The 15,006-nt window shown below is 66.3% G+C and carries 12 protein-coding genes; 5 read left to right on the plus strand and 7 right to left on the minus strand.

All coding sequences use genetic code 11. The annotated features are described in order from the left end of the window. Nucleotides 1-701 precede the first annotated feature (701 nt). The 5 genes from ACWIVK_RS05470 to ACWIVK_RS05490 all read left to right on the plus strand — a co-directional run bounded on the left by ACWIVK_RS05470 (nucleotide 702) and on the right by ACWIVK_RS05490 (nucleotide 6,403). A complete protein-coding gene (locus ACWIVK_RS05470; protein ID WP_448575568.1) occupies nucleotides 702-2,033 on the plus strand; it encodes a branched-chain amino acid ABC transporter substrate-binding protein in 1,332 nt (443 codons plus the stop codon). Nucleotides 2,034-2,122: 89 nt separating this feature from the next. Further along, nucleotides 2,123-3,193: a branched-chain amino acid ABC transporter permease gene (locus tag ACWIVK_RS05475; RefSeq protein ID WP_448575569.1), complete on the plus strand. Its 1,071-nt coding sequence runs from the start codon at nucleotides 2,123-2,125 to the stop codon at nucleotides 3,191-3,193. After that, the gene (locus tag ACWIVK_RS05480; protein ID WP_448575570.1) at nucleotides 3,190-4,863 is read left to right on the plus strand and encodes a branched-chain amino acid ABC transporter permease; all 1,674 of its coding nucleotides are present in this window, start codon (nucleotides 3,190-3,192) and stop codon (nucleotides 4,861-4,863) included. The genes ACWIVK_RS05475 and ACWIVK_RS05480 overlap by 4 nt, the downstream gene beginning before the upstream one ends. A gap of 12 nt (nucleotides 4,864-4,875) precedes the next feature. Further along, nucleotides 4,876-5,703 (plus strand): ABC transporter ATP-binding protein, encoded by an 828-nt coding sequence (locus tag ACWIVK_RS05485; protein ID WP_448575571.1) that lies wholly within the window; start codon nucleotides 4,876-4,878, stop codon nucleotides 5,701-5,703. Beyond that, complete coding sequence (locus tag ACWIVK_RS05490; RefSeq protein ID WP_012643207.1) at nucleotides 5,690-6,403, plus strand: ABC transporter ATP-binding protein; 714 nt, start codon at nucleotides 5,690-5,692, stop codon at nucleotides 6,401-6,403. Before ACWIVK_RS05485 ends, ACWIVK_RS05490 begins: the two co-directional genes overlap by 14 nt. Before the next feature lie 3 nt (nucleotides 6,404-6,406). On the opposite strand, the gene ACWIVK_RS05495 is transcribed toward ACWIVK_RS05490, so the two are convergent. From ACWIVK_RS05495 to flgB, 7 genes are all read right to left on the minus strand, one after another. Next, nucleotides 6,407-7,339 (minus strand): NAD(P)-dependent oxidoreductase, encoded by a 933-nt coding sequence (locus ACWIVK_RS05495; RefSeq protein ID WP_448575572.1) that lies wholly within the window; start codon nucleotides 7,337-7,339, stop codon nucleotides 6,407-6,409. A gap of 531 nt (nucleotides 7,340-7,870) precedes the next feature. Next, the gene (locus ACWIVK_RS05500) at nucleotides 7,871-8,533 is read right to left on the minus strand and encodes a class F sortase (RefSeq protein ID WP_448575573.1); all 663 of its coding nucleotides are present in this window, start codon (nucleotides 8,531-8,533) and stop codon (nucleotides 7,871-7,873) included. 3 nt (nucleotides 8,534-8,536) lie between these two features. Continuing rightward, nucleotides 8,537-11,233 carry a right-handed parallel beta-helix repeat-containing protein gene (locus ACWIVK_RS05505; protein WP_448575574.1) on the minus strand — a complete coding sequence of 899 codons (2,697 nt, stop codon included), beginning with the start codon at nucleotides 11,231-11,233 and terminating at the stop codon, nucleotides 8,537-8,539. Nucleotides 11,234-11,319: 86 nt separating this feature from the next. Further along, nucleotides 11,320-12,591 carry a flagellar hook protein FlgE gene (locus tag ACWIVK_RS05510; RefSeq protein ID WP_448575575.1) on the minus strand — a complete coding sequence of 424 codons (1,272 nt, stop codon included), beginning with the start codon at nucleotides 12,589-12,591 and terminating at the stop codon, nucleotides 11,320-11,322. A gap of 92 nt (nucleotides 12,592-12,683) precedes the next feature. Then, nucleotides 12,684-13,139, minus strand: a complete 456-nt coding sequence (locus tag ACWIVK_RS05515; protein ID WP_448575576.1) for a flagellar hook capping FlgD N-terminal domain-containing protein — start codon at nucleotides 13,137-13,139, stop codon at nucleotides 12,684-12,686. A gap of 16 nt (nucleotides 13,140-13,155) precedes the next feature. Further along, complete coding sequence (locus ACWIVK_RS05520) at nucleotides 13,156-14,562, minus strand: flagellar hook-length control protein FliK (protein ID WP_448575577.1); 1,407 nt, start codon at nucleotides 14,560-14,562, stop codon at nucleotides 13,156-13,158. Between the two features lie 25 nt (nucleotides 14,563-14,587). Continuing rightward, entirely contained in the window at nucleotides 14,588-15,004 is a 417-nt protein-coding gene (gene flgB, locus ACWIVK_RS05525) for a flagellar basal body rod protein FlgB (protein WP_448575578.1), read from the minus strand. Nucleotides 15,005-15,006: the final 2 nt, after the last annotated feature.

The raw sequence follows: 15,006 nt of genomic DNA on the forward strand, positions 1-15,006 counted from the left end.
CGATCCCCCGCGCTTGTCCTTCGATACGACGCAGGCGCTCGACCAGATCGCGGCGAGTGACGTCATCCAGCTGCGCAACCGAAGTCATCGCTCCTCCTCCGCGATACTCAACCGGGGTACGGCTTCACTGTAATGTGCAGAGCGAACGGGTGTCAAGACTTCGCAGCGGTTTTCTGTCTCACTCGATCCCTACGCCCTGTATCCGATGCGAGTTTCCCTGTGCTGTCGATCTCCCAGCCAGCGCACATTTGGATCGCAGCGGTCACGGAACGCTCGACCCGCTCGCACTCTTCGCCCCCGCACTGTGTCCGCCAGACGGTCATGGACGTCACCGACGACGATCGGCGCGGCGAGCCTCTGCTCGGGCTGTCACGCGGATGGCGTCTGCCCGCGCCCCAACGCCGCGCTGTGCCGCGACGGTTCGGGCAGGGCACGCTCGTTGTGGCCCTGACGACACCGAGTCCTTCACCGCAGGAGAATTCTCCGGCCACCCTGACGCAGTTCGGCGACTGCGTCGCATCGTGCCGATCTTTCCGCTTGGTGCACCGTGTCGACGCGAAGGCACCGGCCACCCTGCACCGTGAACAGGATGACCGCTTGACGACGCGACCAGATCTGTGTGAGAATGTGTCTACACGGACGCCGCTTTCGGCATGTCCGGGTGTTGCGTGTTTTGGTCGGACTGTCGAGGAGGAGGATCGATGCAACGACCGGCACGACTGTTCACCATGGTGCTGCTCTCACTGGTGTTCGTTCTCGCCGCCTGCCAGCGAGCGGAGCCGACACCGACTCCCGCTCCCGCTGCCCAGCCCAGCCCGACGCCAGCGGCTGCTCCGGCCGCCTCACCGACTCCAGCGGCACAGCCTACGCCCCAAGCCCAGGTGACCAAGCCCACCGATCCGATCGGTGTCCTCGAGATCAAGCCGGGTGAACCGATCGTCCTGGCTTGGATGCTGACCGTCTCCGGCGGCACGGCCCAACTCGGCGAGGACTCCAAGCGAGGAATCGAAATCGCCATCGATGATCTCGGTGGGCAACTCCTCGGCCACAAGATCGAGCTCGTCGGCGAGGACTCCGGCTGCAATCCGGAGGGCGGGCAGGCTGCCGCGACTCGTCTCGCTGCGAATCCACGCATCGTCGCGATCGTCGGTTCCTCCTGCTCCTCCGAGGCTCGCGTCGGCGCCCCGATCATCGACCAGGCTGGCCTGGTGATGGTCTCACCGTCCAACACCGCACCGGATCTCACCGATCCAGCCAAGCACGTCGAGGCCTACCTCCGCGTCGCCCATAACGACAAGGTCCAGGGTCGAGTAGCTGCCGAATTCGTCGTGAACAAGCTCGGCCTCAAGCGGGTCGCGACGATCCACGACGGCAGCCTCTACGCTGAGCAGCTGGCCAACGTCTTCGCTGAGAACGTCCAGAAGCTCGGGGGAACGGTCGTCGCCCAGGAGGCCATCAGCCCGGACGACACCGATATGCGCCCGGTCCTCACCCGCATCGCCACCCAGCAACCCGAGCTGATCTACTATCCGATCTTCAACCCGGCTGGCTCCTTCATCACGATCCAGGCCAAGGAGATCAGCGGGCTGGAGAACGTCAAGCTGATGAGCGCTGACGGCCTGCTCGAGCCCCAGACCGTGCAAAACGCTGGCCAGGCCGCTGTCGGCATGTATCTCAGCGGTCCGGATCTGACCGTCCTCGGCCCCAAGTACCAGGAATTCGTCCAAAAGTATCAACAGAAGTACGGCACCAAGCCGGTCGCGGGCTTCCACGCCCATGCCTACGACGCGACCATGATGATCGTGGAAGCGATCAAGAAGGTGGCCGTCCAGGCACCGGACGGAACGCTCTACATCCCGCGCAAGGCGCTCCGCGACGCGCTGTATCAGACCAAGAACTTCGCTGGTCTGACTGGGAACCTGACCTGTGACCCGAACGGCGACTGCGCCGATCCCAAGATCGCCGTCTACGAAGTCTTCAGCACCGATACGGCCAACTGGCCGGACAGCGCCATCCGCAAGATCTATCCATGAGTAACTCGGGCAAGTCGGCGCCGGGTCGGGATGAGCCCGACCCGGCGCTCTTCCTGTAACAGGAAGCTGAACGGAGCGAGGAGCAGATAGTGGCCATCGCGACACCGCGCTCGTTCCTCAGTAGTCGCCGGCTCGAGGCATCCCAGCTCATCGTCTGGACGATCGGGGCTGTTCTGCTCGGCATCGTCTTCGTCGGCTCCGTTTTGACGCTGCGAGCCGGGCACTACACGGCTGCCCAGTGGCGCGATTTCATCGTCTTCGGTGTCGCTCAGGGTTCGATCTACGCCCTGATCGCCCTCGGCTACACTATGGTCTATGGCGTCCTGCGCATGATCAATTTCGCGCACGGCGAGGTCTTCATGAGTGGTGCCATGACCACCTTCTTCCTCGCCGACTACCTGAACCGCAGCGGCTTCCTCAAGGCTCACCCGTGGATCAGTCTCATCGCCATGCTCCTCTTCAGCGGCCTCGTCTCCATGACCATCGCAGTCCTCGTCGAGCGCATCGCCTATCGCCCGCTCCGCGGCGCTCCCCGCCTCGTGCCGCTGATCACCGCGGTCGGCGCCTCCTTCTTCCTCCAATACACCTTCCGCGGACTCTTCGGCTCGGGCGTGCGCGCTTACCCAGCTATCCCTGTCCTCCAGGGCAAGCTCTGGGTCTTCCAGAAGACCCAGATCGCCGTCTTCGTCGGCGTCGCGATCACGCTCTTGTTGCTCGTGCTGTTCTTGCAGCGGACCAGAGCTGGATTGGCCATCCGCGCGGTCGCCGAGGATCGCGAAGCAGCTGCGCTCATGGGCATCGACGTCGATCGCGCCATCGTCACGACCTTCGCCGTCGGCGGCTTCATGGCTGGTATCGCGGGCGTCCTGTACGCGCTCGTCTTCATCCAAGTCCAGTTCTTCATGGGCTTCCTGCCCGGTATCAAGGCGTTCACGGCTGCGGTGCTCGGGGGCATCGGTAACCTCCCCGGTGCAGCCATCGGTGGTCTGGTGCTCGGCGTCATCGAATCCGTCGGGCCGAGCCTCTTCTTCGACGGCTACGGCATCCGCGCCGCGCACCAGCTCAAGGACGTGATCGCGTTCACGATTCTCGTCTTGATCCTCATTTTCCGGCCGACTGGCATCCTCGGTGAGCGGCTGGGTGGGGAGGAACGGGTATGAGCCTGGCAGCACTCCGGCGTGCCCTCTTCATCGGCCTTGTCGGCGGTCTCGCCGTCTGGCACCTCAGTTTGGTCGGTTTGATTCCCGCCTTTGCCCAGCGCCGGCTCATCGGGGAAACCGTCACCTTCAGCTACGCCTTGCTCGTTGCCCTCTTCGCCCTGGTCGCGCACGCCACGGGGCGTCGTTACGCCGGCTCTCTCCAGCGCGTCGCTTGGGGAGCGCTCTCCGCACTTACCACTGGTCTGCTCGTCCTCGTCCTGGCGTTGATCGTGACGCAGTTCAATCTGCGCCAGATCTTCCTGAACGCGACACCCGAACTCGCCCGCGTTCTGACCTTCGGTGCTGGCGTCTCGCTTGCCGGTGTTCTTCGGATGCTCCTGATCGCCGCTGTCGCCGGCATCATCTCGGGCGTAGTCGGTGCTGCTCCTGCTCCCTGGGGACGTGTCAGCGTCTCTGCCACTCTGGCGACGCTCCTGCTCGGTCTGCTGCGCGACGTGCTCGGTCCCATCCTGCCGAGCCGACTCGTCAGCTTCCTCTATGGACCAGCCGGACTCAGCGTGATCGGCGCCGTGATCGTCTTCACGCTCTTTTTTCTCCTGTTCGCTCTCCGCTGGGCGCTCCCCGGCCGGGCAGGAGCCAGGCGGCTCGTCGAACGCGTCCCGTCACCGATCCGAGTCCCGCTGACACGCTTAGTGGTGATCCTCCTCCTGGCCAGCGTTCCCCTCTGGGCCGGACTTTTCCTCAGCAACGTGGCCGATTTCGTCGGCTTCTACATCCTCATGGGCCTCGGGCTGAACCTCGTGCTCGGCTTCGCCGGTCTCCTCGATCTGGGCTACGTGGCGTTCTTCGCGGTCGGCGCGTATACCATGGCCGTACTGACCTCTCCGGAGATCGGGCAGCGCTTCACGCTCGATTTCTGGGTCGCACTACCGATCGCGATCCTGCTCACGGTCTTGGCCGGTCTGCTGGTCGGCCTCCCGGTCCTGCGCATGCGCGGCGATTACCTGGCGATCGCCACACTCGGGTTCGGCGAGATCGTCCGTCTCCTCGTCCTCTCTGATTGGCTCAAGCCCTATCTCGGTGGCGCACAGGGAGTCACCCGCATCGCGCGACCAGAAATCGGCTCTTTCCGCATCGACAGCCCCCAAGAGTTCTATGTCCTGGTCCTCCTCTCTTGTCTCCTCGCTTGGTTCCTCTCCATTCGCCTGCGCGACTCGCGTCTAGGCCGCGCCTGGTTCGCGATCCGCGAGGACGAGTTCGTCGCTCAAGCCATGGGGATCAACCGCGTCACTGCGAAACTTTCGGCATTCGCGATCGGTGCCTCCTTCGGAGGATTGAGCGGTGCGCTCTTCGCGTCGCTCGTTGGTTCGGTCGTCCCCGCCAGCTTCTCGCTCTTGGTCAGCATCAACGTCGTCGCGCTCTTGGTACTCGGCGGCATGGGAAGTTTGCCCGGGGTCGTCGTCGGGGCTCTCGCACTGGTCGGTATCCCTGAACTCCTCCGCGAGTTCCAGGAATACCGCCTGCTCGTCTATGGTATCGTCCTGATCGCGATGATGCTCTTCCGACCAGCCGGACTCCTCCCCGAGCGCATCCACCGACGCGAACTCGAGGAGGCCGTCGAGGAAGCACGCGAGATCGCCCCAGCCGAGATCGCTCCGGGTCGCAGCTGAGGAGGCAAGCTCGTGGCCCTGTTGGAAACTCGTCACCTCACGAAGCGCTTCGGCGGTCTCGTCGCGCTCCGCGATGTCGACTTGGCGGTCACGGAGCGCTCGATCCACAGTGTCATCGGCCCGAACGGCGCTGGCAAGACCACCCTCTTCAACTGCATCACCGGCTTCCTCCGGCCCGATGGCGGTGACATCCTCTTCGCCGGATCGTCGATCACCGGACTCCGCCCCGATCTCGTGGCCCAGCTCGGTATCGCTCGCACCTATCAGAATATTCGACTCTTCAAACATCTCTCCGTTCTCGACAATGTGCTCATCGGCCTGCATCCCCATGTCCGCTACTCGTTGATCGATGCCGTCGTCCGCACCGCCCGCTACTGGCAGGCCGAGCGAGCAGCTGAGCGCGAGGCTCGCGACCTCTTGGCGTATGTCGGCCTCGCTGGCAAAGAGTTCCTCACGGCGGCCAACCTGCCGTACGGCGATCAGCGACGACTCGAGATCGCCCGCGCCCTCGCGCTCCGACCGCAGTTGCTGCTCCTCGACGAGCCCACTGCCGGGATGAACCCACAAGAAACCGACGAAATGATCCAGCTCATCCGCCGGCTGCGCGACGAGCGCGGCTTGACCATTCTCTTGATCGAGCACGACATGAAGGTCGTCATGAACATCAGCGATCTGGTGACGGTGCTCGACTTCGGGGAAAAGATCGCGGAAGGGCCACCCGACGCTGTCCGTCGCGATCCACGCGTCATCGAGGCCTACCTCGGGCGCGGGGCTGCCAGCGGACTCGGAACGAGCTTGCCGATGCAGGACGGAGAGGCACGACCCCATGCCACTACTTGAGCTTCAGCGTGTCCATGTCCATTACGGGCCGATCCAAGCCCTCAAGGGGATCTCGCTGACTGTCGAGTCCGGCGAGATCGTCACCCTCCTCGGTGCCAACGGCGCTGGCAAGACCTCGACGCTCCGCGCGATCTCCGGCCTCGTCCGCCCCTCCGCCGGACGTATCCTTTTGCAGGATGTCGATCTCACCCATCGCAAGCCGCACGAGATCGTCGCCTTGGGCGTCGGTCACGTGCCGGAGGGACGCCGCATCTTCCCGCGCCTCAGCGTGGAGGAAAATCTCCGCCTCGGCGCCTTTACCGTGCGCGACCGCGCCGAGATCGCCCGTCGCCAGGAGTACGTCTTCAGCCTCTTCCCTCGCCTCGCCGAACGACGTCACCAGGCGGGGGGCACCCTCTCCGGCGGTGAGCAACAGATGCTCGCCATCGGTCGTGCGCTCATGATGCAGCCACGCATCCTGCTCCTCGACGAGCCGTCTATGGGACTCGCTCCGGTTCTCGTCGAGAGCATCTTCGAGGTGATCCAACGGCTCAATCGCGATGGGACGACGATTCTGCTCGTCGAACAGAATGCCCGCATGGCGCTGGAAGTGGCACATCGTGGGTATGTCTTGGAGACTGGCCGCATCGTCTTGAGCGGCCCAGCGGCCGAACTCGCCGCCGATCCGCGCGTTCAAGCCGCCTATCTCGGTGCGGCCTGAGCGTCACTCCGCAGCCAGAAGATCGCCGCCACGCGCGCTGCTCGAGCTGAAGCTCACATTCGCCAGCCGACCGACCAACCGCGCGACCTCGTATGCCGAGAGCTGCCCCCAACCCCGCGCCATCGCAGCCACATAGAACTGATGGGCGAGCGCTGTCATCGGAACCGGCGATCCCACGTCGTTCCCGAGCCGCATCGCGAGTTCCATGTCGCGCTTGATCAGCTCCAGTCGAAAGACCACTTCACCACTTTCCTGCAAGAGTTCCGGCACCACGTCCCGCCACAGCTTCCAACCGCCGGTACTCGAGCGCAGCGCCTCGTAGACGGTCGCGAGATCGGCCCCGGCATTGGCTGCTAACGCCAATGCCTCCCCGATGACGACCAAGTTCACCCCGGCGAGCAACTGGTCGATCAGCTTGACCACCTTCCCCATGCCGGGTAGGCCGACCAGATAGATCTCTTGCCCCAATGCTCCGAGAAGCGGCAACACCCGCTCGAACACCGCCGGCTCGGCTCCGACCATCAGCGTCAACTGGCCGCTGCTGGCCTCAGCTGGCCCCCCTCCGACCGGCGCATCGACCACGTCGATCTGGCGCAGCCGCGCCTCTCGATCGATCCGTTGCATCATCATCGGTGAGGCGGTACTGAGGTCGATCACCGTCGCCCCTGGCCGCAAGTGCTCGAGCGCCCCCTCTGGACCGATATAAACCTCGAACAGTTCCTCGTCCCCCGGCAAACAGGTCAGAAAAATGTCGACTTCTTCAGCCAACAGAAGCGGCGTCGGAATCGCTGTCGCCCCGTGCAGTTCCAATGCCTGTGCCACCTCCCAGCGACGGTCGTTCACGAGCAGCCGGTATCCCGCGTCCAGCAAGCGTAGCGCCAACGCCCGCCCCAGGCTCCCTAACCCGACGAGACCGAGCGTCGGTTTCTCGTTCATCCTCGCTCCTTCCCTTTTCTCCGACCCTCGCGCTTTCCATCATGCCGGAGCACGGCAAACGACGACAAGCATCCGCCGCTCGTCTCATATCGGCGCGTGATGCAACCGTGCCGTACACTCATGCAACGCTGCAGGAGTTCGCAACGCCGGCTTCGCCACGACCACCCCGCCCGCCCGGGCGGCAACGCGGCCGCTGCGTCGCTTCCTCCTGAGTTCCCCGACCACCCGACCCAGACGCGTCGCACGGTCGCGAATTCTCCGCATTCGGTCTGCGCGCTCGACGTGTCGATCTTCCGCGGCGACCGCCAGCTTCTCGCACGCCCCACCGCGTCGGAGCTCGGTGCAGCCGCGACGTCGCGCTGTTCACCTGCTCCAGCGGTCTTACGGTGCTCACGGGAGCAGGTAACTCGCTCCGCACCGTGCACTAGGCGAGTCGATCCCCACGGAGGTAGTGCGGGGTAGCTGTATCACAGAACGCTCGATCACCCGAGGCTCGGTAGCGCGACAGGACTCCTGTACGAATCGGTAGCCTCATCGATTGGCGAGAGGCATCGCGATGACGATCAAGCGCTGGTCGTACCGGCCAGTCGCCGGGTTGTAGTTCCCCGCGCACGTGATCAGTGTCAGCCGTTCCTCCCCGGTCGGCCCGACGATCCGTTCGACCGGTGCCTGCCTTTCCTCGACCGTTTCCAACCCCGTCACGCGATACCGGCTCACGCGCCCATCCGCTAGCTCCAACTCGACCAGGTCACCGACGCGGACACGCCAGAGATCCCAGAACACCGCCGGTCCCACACCGGCAAAATCGACGTGCCCAGCGAGCACGACGTTGCTGCCTTGCCCGGGTAACGCCGTGAAGTCGTACCAGGCTACTTCGTCCGGGCGGTCCGGGGCCTCCATCCGGCGCTCGCTGTCCAACCCTTTCGGGACGACCGGCGCATCCACCCCGATCGCCGGGATCCGGATACGGCCGATCGAGATCGGCTCGCTCGGAGGTGAAACCACCGAACGGTTCGGGACAGGATTCGCTTCCGTCGTGGGCGTTGCGGTCGGTGTCACGGCGACGACACGCGGGCGCACCGTCGGGGTCAGCCGAGGATCGTCGAGCAACGACGTTCCAGCCAGGAGACCGATCCCCGCACCGAGGACCCACGCCGCCGCAGCGAGAAGCAGGACCAGCCCCGCCGAGCGCATGAGCTACCTCGCGCGCGCAGCATGGCTTCGCCGCCCCCGCATCAGCCCGACGCCACCGGCCATCATCCCAGCTACCCCTAGAACGAGCAAACCGACTCCCAGCGTGCGAGCGACCGGATTCGGCCTGGCCGACCCGGTCGCCGGCAGACCGATCGTCGGAGTCGGCGTCGGGCCAGGACCGGTGATCGGCGTCGCCGGACCGAACACCGGTCGGGCAGTCGGGGTGATCGTCGGCCCTGGCCCTGCTCCGGGCGTACCAGCTGGCGTACCGGTCGGGCTGACTGTCGGGAGCGGCGTCGCCTCCGGAACCGGCAACTCCCAGGCTCCGATATCGCAGGCCGGACCTTGTGGTCGTTTGGTACGAACCTGGTCCTCGTTCGGGCATCCCTGCGTCCCAGCTGCATCGAGAGCGGGCGAGCCGAGGCCGAGTGCATGGTAGAGCGTGCCGCCGACCGGATCCACTCGGAGGGGCTGTAAAGTGGGATCTGTATCGATCAGGTCTCCAGCACCACGCAACCCACAGCTGTCACGATCCTCCAGGTTGCTCCCTTGGGAACTCGGTGCCAGCCCGCCGCAATTGCCGCCGCCTGGGCTGGCCGCCAGGAGCGTCCCGCGCAGCGTGACCCCACCTCCATCGTTGTACAGTGCGCCGCCAGCCGCTGCCGCGTTCGCGGCCACGGTCACGAATTGCAGACTCGCCGTCCCCTGCGGCCCCACCCAAAGGCCACCGCCGCGCTGTTGACTCACATTGGTGCTCACCGTCACGTTAGTCAGGCCCACTGCTCCCAATACGGCGATCCCACCCCCATAGGAGGCCGTCTGGTTCTCGGTGACCGAACTCGCGGTCATGGTGAGCTGCCCACCGGATCGCACGGCGATTCCGCCGCCGAGCTGTCCCGCGCTGCTGCGTCGGATCGCGCTATCCGCGATCGTCACCTTGGCGGTTCCTTCGACCACGAGCCCGCCACCGTCGTTCGTGGCCTGGTTGTCGATCAACTGCACGCGCTGGAGGTCGACCTGGCCGCGCGCCGCCAACCCTCCACCCGACCCACCAGCCACGTTCCCGACCACCGTTGCGCCGTTCAGGCTCGCCTTGCCCAGCGCGGCGATGCCACCACCGTCCAGCGCCGCCTGGTTACCGCGCACCACGGTGTTCCCCTGCAGCGTCAGCGTCTTGCTGCCGGTGTGGTAGATGCCACCACCAGCTGCCTCGGAACGGTTCGCCTCGACGGTCGCTCCGTCGAGGAGCAGGTCTCCCTGGTTCCAGATCCCGCCCCCGTCTTGGGTGGCCGCGTTGTTCTGCACCACCAAACTGCGCAAGCGACCGGTACCGGTGCTCGCCAGACCGCCTCCCAGTCGAGCACGGTTGTCGCGCACGATCACCGTTTCGGGCGAACTCAGATCGAGCGTCCCACTGCTCGAGATCCCGCCGCCCGCGCCAGCCTCGGCTCGGTTTCCTTCGATGACCGTGCGCGAGAGCGCCAGTGTCCCCGCGTTGAGGATCCCGCCCCCATCACCTTCCACCGCCGTATTGGTACCGATCGTTCCACCGACGATCTGCGCCGTCCCCTTCCCGAGCAGAGCGATGCCACCCCCATCCAGCTCGGCCCGATTCTCGCGCACTTCGCTGTCCAACAGGGTTACGATCCCCTCGTCGGACGCGATTCCCCCGCCGCGGACCGCCCGGTTCGCCACGACCTTCACCTGACGCAGCGTCACCTGGCCACGCGCCACCCAGATGCCACCGCCGCGACCAGCCTCGTCGGACGGCGTACCGTTGCCGGCCTGATTGCCGCGCACCAGCGTCCCCTGGAGTTCCACCTGGCCGCCCTCGACCGCCAGGGCACCGCCGTCTCTGGCGCGATTGACGTCGCTCGCCGCGCCGCCGCCGAGCGTGACCCGGCTCCCCAACACCAGGCGCCCCCCGGAGACCCACACGGCGCCGCCCGCACCGGTCGCCTCGTTGCCGTGCAACACGGCTACCCCGTCCAGCACCGCTGTACCCGCGACCGCTAGCGCACCGCCGTTGGCTTCGTCGGCGTCCGCCGAATCACCGGCGCGATTGCGCGCGAACGCGACCCTCCGGTCGGACAGCACGGACAAGGTTCCGGACGGCGCGACGTACACCGCACCACCGTCACCGGCAGCCACGTTCTCCTGAAACGTCACGTCAGCCAGCTGGAGCGCGCCACCCACCCAGATCGCGCCGCCCTTGTGGTCGCGGGCATCGTCATGCACTGCCCGACCGCCGCTGAGCGTCACCTTCTCCACGATCAGTGTCGTGCCCGCTCCCACGTCGAACAACCGGTCGGCCTGATCCTCCGCCGGCCAAACGCCGACGATGGTCGTCTCGCTTCTCCCGAGCACGCGCAAGGCGCCGCCGCGCTTGGTCACGTCCAAGTCGCCACTCTCGGCCGTGTCATCCGTCGCCGGTGGAATGGACAGTTCATAGCGTCCGTCCTGCAGCTGGATGGTGACCGGGTCGCTCAGCGAGTTCGCGAGGATGACCGCCGCGCGCAACGTCGGGCAGCTGCGCGTCGTCCCGCTGCCACTGCAGCTGCCCGTCCCGTCGCTCGTGCCGGCAACGGTGATCGTCACCTCGGCCGCACCGGTCGCCGGCACGTAGACCAGTGCGCCGCCAGCTGCCGCCAGCGCGAGCGAGCCCGCAAGCAGCGCGACCACCCCACCTGTCCAGCGCACCGACCCGACCTCCCCTCCCGCGACGCATCAGCGGAAGCGCCCGCCCCCGAGCAGAGGCGCTTCGCTCGCGCCCGGCTGTCCCAGCATCAGCGCCGCAGGTTGACCAACTCTTGGAGCACCTCGTCGCTCGTGGTGATCACCCGCGAGTTCGCCTGGAAGCCGCGCTGGGCCATGATCATGCTGGTGAACTCCTGTGCCAGGTCGACGTTGGACATCTCGAGATAGCCGCTGGCGATCTTGCCGCGCCCCCCGGAATCGGCCGGCCCGACGATCGGCTCGCCCGAGTTGACCGTCGGCAGATAGGCGTTGCCACCCACTTTCATCAGCCCACCCGGATTGGTGAAGAGGGCCAGCGCGATCTGCCCGATCACCTTGGTGACCCCATTCGAATAGATCCCCAGCACCTGGCCGGACTGGCTCACCGTGAAGGTGGTCAGCGAGCCAGCCGGCGCACCGTTGGCCGCCGCGTTCGCCGAATACGGTGCCGCAAGCTGCGTCAGGCGCGAAAAGTCCGGCGTGACCGTGATCGAACTCGCGCCGCCAGCAGTCGCATCGAGATCCACTGCACCGATGGTCGAGGCGGCGAGATCGAGATTTCCGTCCGGATCGAAAACGAGCGTCCCGGACGTCGTACCACCGAGCGTGAACTCCGTATCATCTTCGGTCGCGCTCGTCCTCGGGTCATCCTCTTGCACCGTGTAGTTCCAGGTATTGGCCGCGGTCTTCTCGAAAAGGATGTAGAACTCGTGTCGCTTACCCAACGAATCGGTGATGCTCACTTTCGTCACGTAGTGTGGCGTCGCCGCGGCAGTGTCCTGGTTCGCGTCCAGGTTCCCCTGCACCGTAATCTGCGTCGTGGGGACGGCATCGAGTTGTTGGCCGATCGGGATGGTGATCGGTCCCACTGGACCGGCTGTGTCGACATTGCCGTTGGCGTCCGCTTGCCAGCCGAGCACGTAGAAGCCGTTCGAGGGGTTGACCAGGCGCAAGTCCGAACCGATATCGAAGGCCCCGTCCCGCGTGTACAACGTCTGCGAGCCATCGCTCACCACGAAGAACCCGTCCCCCTGGATCGCCAGGTCGCTCGGCTTGCCGGTCAGCTGCAAGGCACCTTGCGTGTGGATCGTATCCACCGCGCTGACCACCGCGCCCAAGCCGATCTGCAGCGGATTGATCCCGCCTCGCGTCTCGGTCGGCCCGCTCGCCCCGCGCACGAGCTGGCTCAGGATGTCGGTAAAGCGCACGCGACCGACTTTGAAACCGGTGGTGTTGACGTTGGCGATGTTGTTGCCGATCACGTCCATCCAGGTCTGGTGCGCCCGCAAGCCGGAGATCGCCGAGAACATCGATCGCATCATGGCTCGTCCTCCTTCGTCATTCTTCTTATCGGCCGTTTTCCGTCCTGCTCGAGTCCGCGAGCGCCGCGGGCCCCCGCCCCGCGCTCACTTGCTCACGCTCCGTTACCCGGATCACCTTCGGCTACCTCGATGCTGACCACGTCGCGCACGTCGATTCGCTGCCCACCGGAGAGCTCGAGCACCGCGACACCGTCCAGGATGGTCACACGCACCACGGTGCCGGTCACCAGCGCGCCGCTCGTCCGGTCCAGACCACTCACCACTCGGCCCAGATACCCAGCCACCTGTCCAAGCGCCGCATGCTGCGCCATCGCCGTCACCGTCTCGTTCAACTGCTGCAGCTGTTCCAGCGTGTTCAGCTGGGCGAGCTGCGCGATGAACTCCCGGTCCTGCATCGGATTCATCGGGTCCTGGTTCTTGAGCTGAGCCACCAGGAGCATCAGGAACGCCTGCTTGTCCAATCGACCACCGGGCCCCGCACCGCTACCGGCCGATACTGGGTTCGTACCGAACGGACCGATCGAGTCGCTCACACTGCCGACGCTCATCGCTCCACCTCGCTGCTCAAGCCCACGTGTCCACGAGACCGCTCGACTCCGACTCCTCGAGCGCGCGTCGTCGAGAGCCCCCTTCCAGCAGTCGCTGGTCCAGAACTGTCCGATCGGGACGTCCCCAACCGGGATCGCTCGAGGTTCCCTGGTGTCCGCCCGGCCAGCCCATTCCGGATTGACCACCGCCGATCCCGTGCTGCCCACTCGCCGTCGCCAGCGGCTGCACCTCCACCCGCTGCACCGTGAGCCCTCCGGCCGCGAGGAACGCGCGGAGGCTCTCCCGTCCGGCTTCCAGCGCCTGCCGCACCTCCGGCTGGCTGGCCGCCAGCGTCACCTCCAGCCGCCCCGCCGACTCGCGGATACGCACGTCGACCACTCCCAGATCAGGCGGCTCCAACCGGACGCGGATCTGCCGCGTACCATGCGCGATCGCCTGCGCCACACGTTCCTGTACCTGACCGACCGCGCTCGCTGCCGCTTCCTCGCCAGTCAGGACCGGCCCAGCCATACCCGGTCGGCTGCCACCGGTGTCGCTGACCAGGAGGGCTCCCACGAGCGCCGGCCGGTCGTCGCTCCGCCCGCGCCGCGCGGCCGATACCGTCAGCTCCGAGCCTCGACTATCCGACTCCTGCCCCTCGACCCAGACGCGCGCCCCGGCCGGTTCGCTCCGGACTACCTCGCTGGCTCGATAAGCGGCAGCCCCGGCAGCGTCGGCTCCTCGCGCCGGTTCGTTCCCCAGCACGATCCGCTGCGCGGCAACCCGGCCAGCCTCGTCGACCGCGACGAGTTTGCCCGCGCTCCGAGCAGAGTGCCCCAGGAGGCCATCGCTCACGACATGTTGCTGTCCAGTCTGGGTTCCGCCATCGACCGCTCGTCCTGCTCCGCTCGACGGTACACCCAACGCTGCCGCCCAACCGGCTGCCGGGCCCTCGAGCGGACTCGCTGACGGTGGAGCAGCTCCTGCCTGATCGATCATCGCACTCGGCTGGGGATCGTCGGCCAGCGGCGTGCCGACGAGCCCGGTCAGGACACCGAGCCCGGCCGACATCGTCCCAGCATCCAAGACGGTCTCCGCCGAGAGCGCAGCGGAGAGCCGCTCTCCCGTGGGCTGACCCCCCAGCTGCCCGTCCGAGCTCGTTGCTCCGGCCAGCGCCAGCCCAGCCTGCGCCACACCGAGCGGAACGATGTCCGGCGTAACCGACTCTTCTGACCGGTGCGCCGGTTCGCGCGTCCTGCCCTCGGCCGCGCTCGCCTCGCCGGGCATCGTCCCGTTCCCCGGCGCTTCTCCCCCAGCCGGCATCAGTCCGAGCAGCGCCGCGAGGATCGCCAAGAAGGCCTGCGCATCGCCGCCGAGCTCGCTGCGTTGTGGGCCAGCTCGCTCGTGCACCCCGCTCAGTGTCGACTCGACCGGCAAGACCATCACCGCACCTCCCCGCTCGAGGCACTCAGCTACCCTGACCACCGCTCGCCATGGCCCGCAGCATGGCCAGGCGCCGCGCCAGGACTTCGCTCACCGCGCTGTAGCGGAGCGTCGTCTCCGCCAGGAGACCCATCTCGCGTTCGATGTCCACATTGTTGCCGTCCGGTCGATAGCGCGTGCCGGTGAGCGCGACGACTTCCGGCCGCAGGGCACTGGGCGAACTCGGTGTCGTGGCGATGTGCCGTGGATCGGTCCGCACCAAGGGCAAGCGGGTGAACGAGCCGTTCAACATCGCCTGGAGAACGTCCTCGAACCGGACCGCTTGACCACGGAATCCGGGGGTTTCGGCATTGGCGACGTTGCTCGCCGTCACCTGCTGCCGCAAGGCGAGCGCATCGAGCGTCCGTGCCAACACACCGATCGGATCGATCGTTCCAGCCATCG

This window comes from Thermomicrobium sp., from assembly GCF_053493975.1.

Coding starts and splice junctions, on each gene's coding strand:
- ACWIVK_RS05470 (WP_448575568.1), top strand. CDS start 702: ATGCAACGACCGGCACGACTGTTCACCATGGTGCTGCTCTCACTGGTG.
- ACWIVK_RS05480 (WP_448575570.1), top strand. CDS start 3,190: ATGAGCCTGGCAGCACTCCGGCGTGCCCTCTTCATCGGCCTTGTCGGC.
- ACWIVK_RS05490 (WP_012643207.1), top strand. CDS start 5,690: ATGCCACTACTTGAGCTTCAGCGTGTCCATGTCCATTACGGGCCGATC.
- ACWIVK_RS05495 (WP_448575572.1), bottom strand. CDS start 7,339: ATGAACGAGAAACCGACGCTCGGTCTCGTCGGGTTAGGGAGCCTGGGG.
- ACWIVK_RS05500 (WP_448575573.1), bottom strand. CDS start 8,533: ATGCGCTCGGCGGGGCTGGTCCTGCTTCTCGCTGCGGCGGCGTGGGTC.
- ACWIVK_RS05510 (WP_448575575.1), bottom strand. CDS start 12,591: ATGATGCGATCGATGTTCTCGGCGATCTCCGGCTTGCGGGCGCACCAG.
- ACWIVK_RS05515 (WP_448575576.1), bottom strand. CDS start 13,139: ATGAGCGTCGGCAGTGTGAGCGACTCGATCGGTCCGTTCGGTACGAAC.
- ACWIVK_RS05520 (WP_448575577.1), bottom strand. CDS start 14,562: ATGGTCTTGCCGGTCGAGTCGACACTGAGCGGGGTGCACGAGCGAGCT.
- flgB (WP_448575578.1), bottom strand. CDS start 15,004: ATGGCTGGAACGATCGATCCGATCGGTGTGTTGGCACGGACGCTCGAT.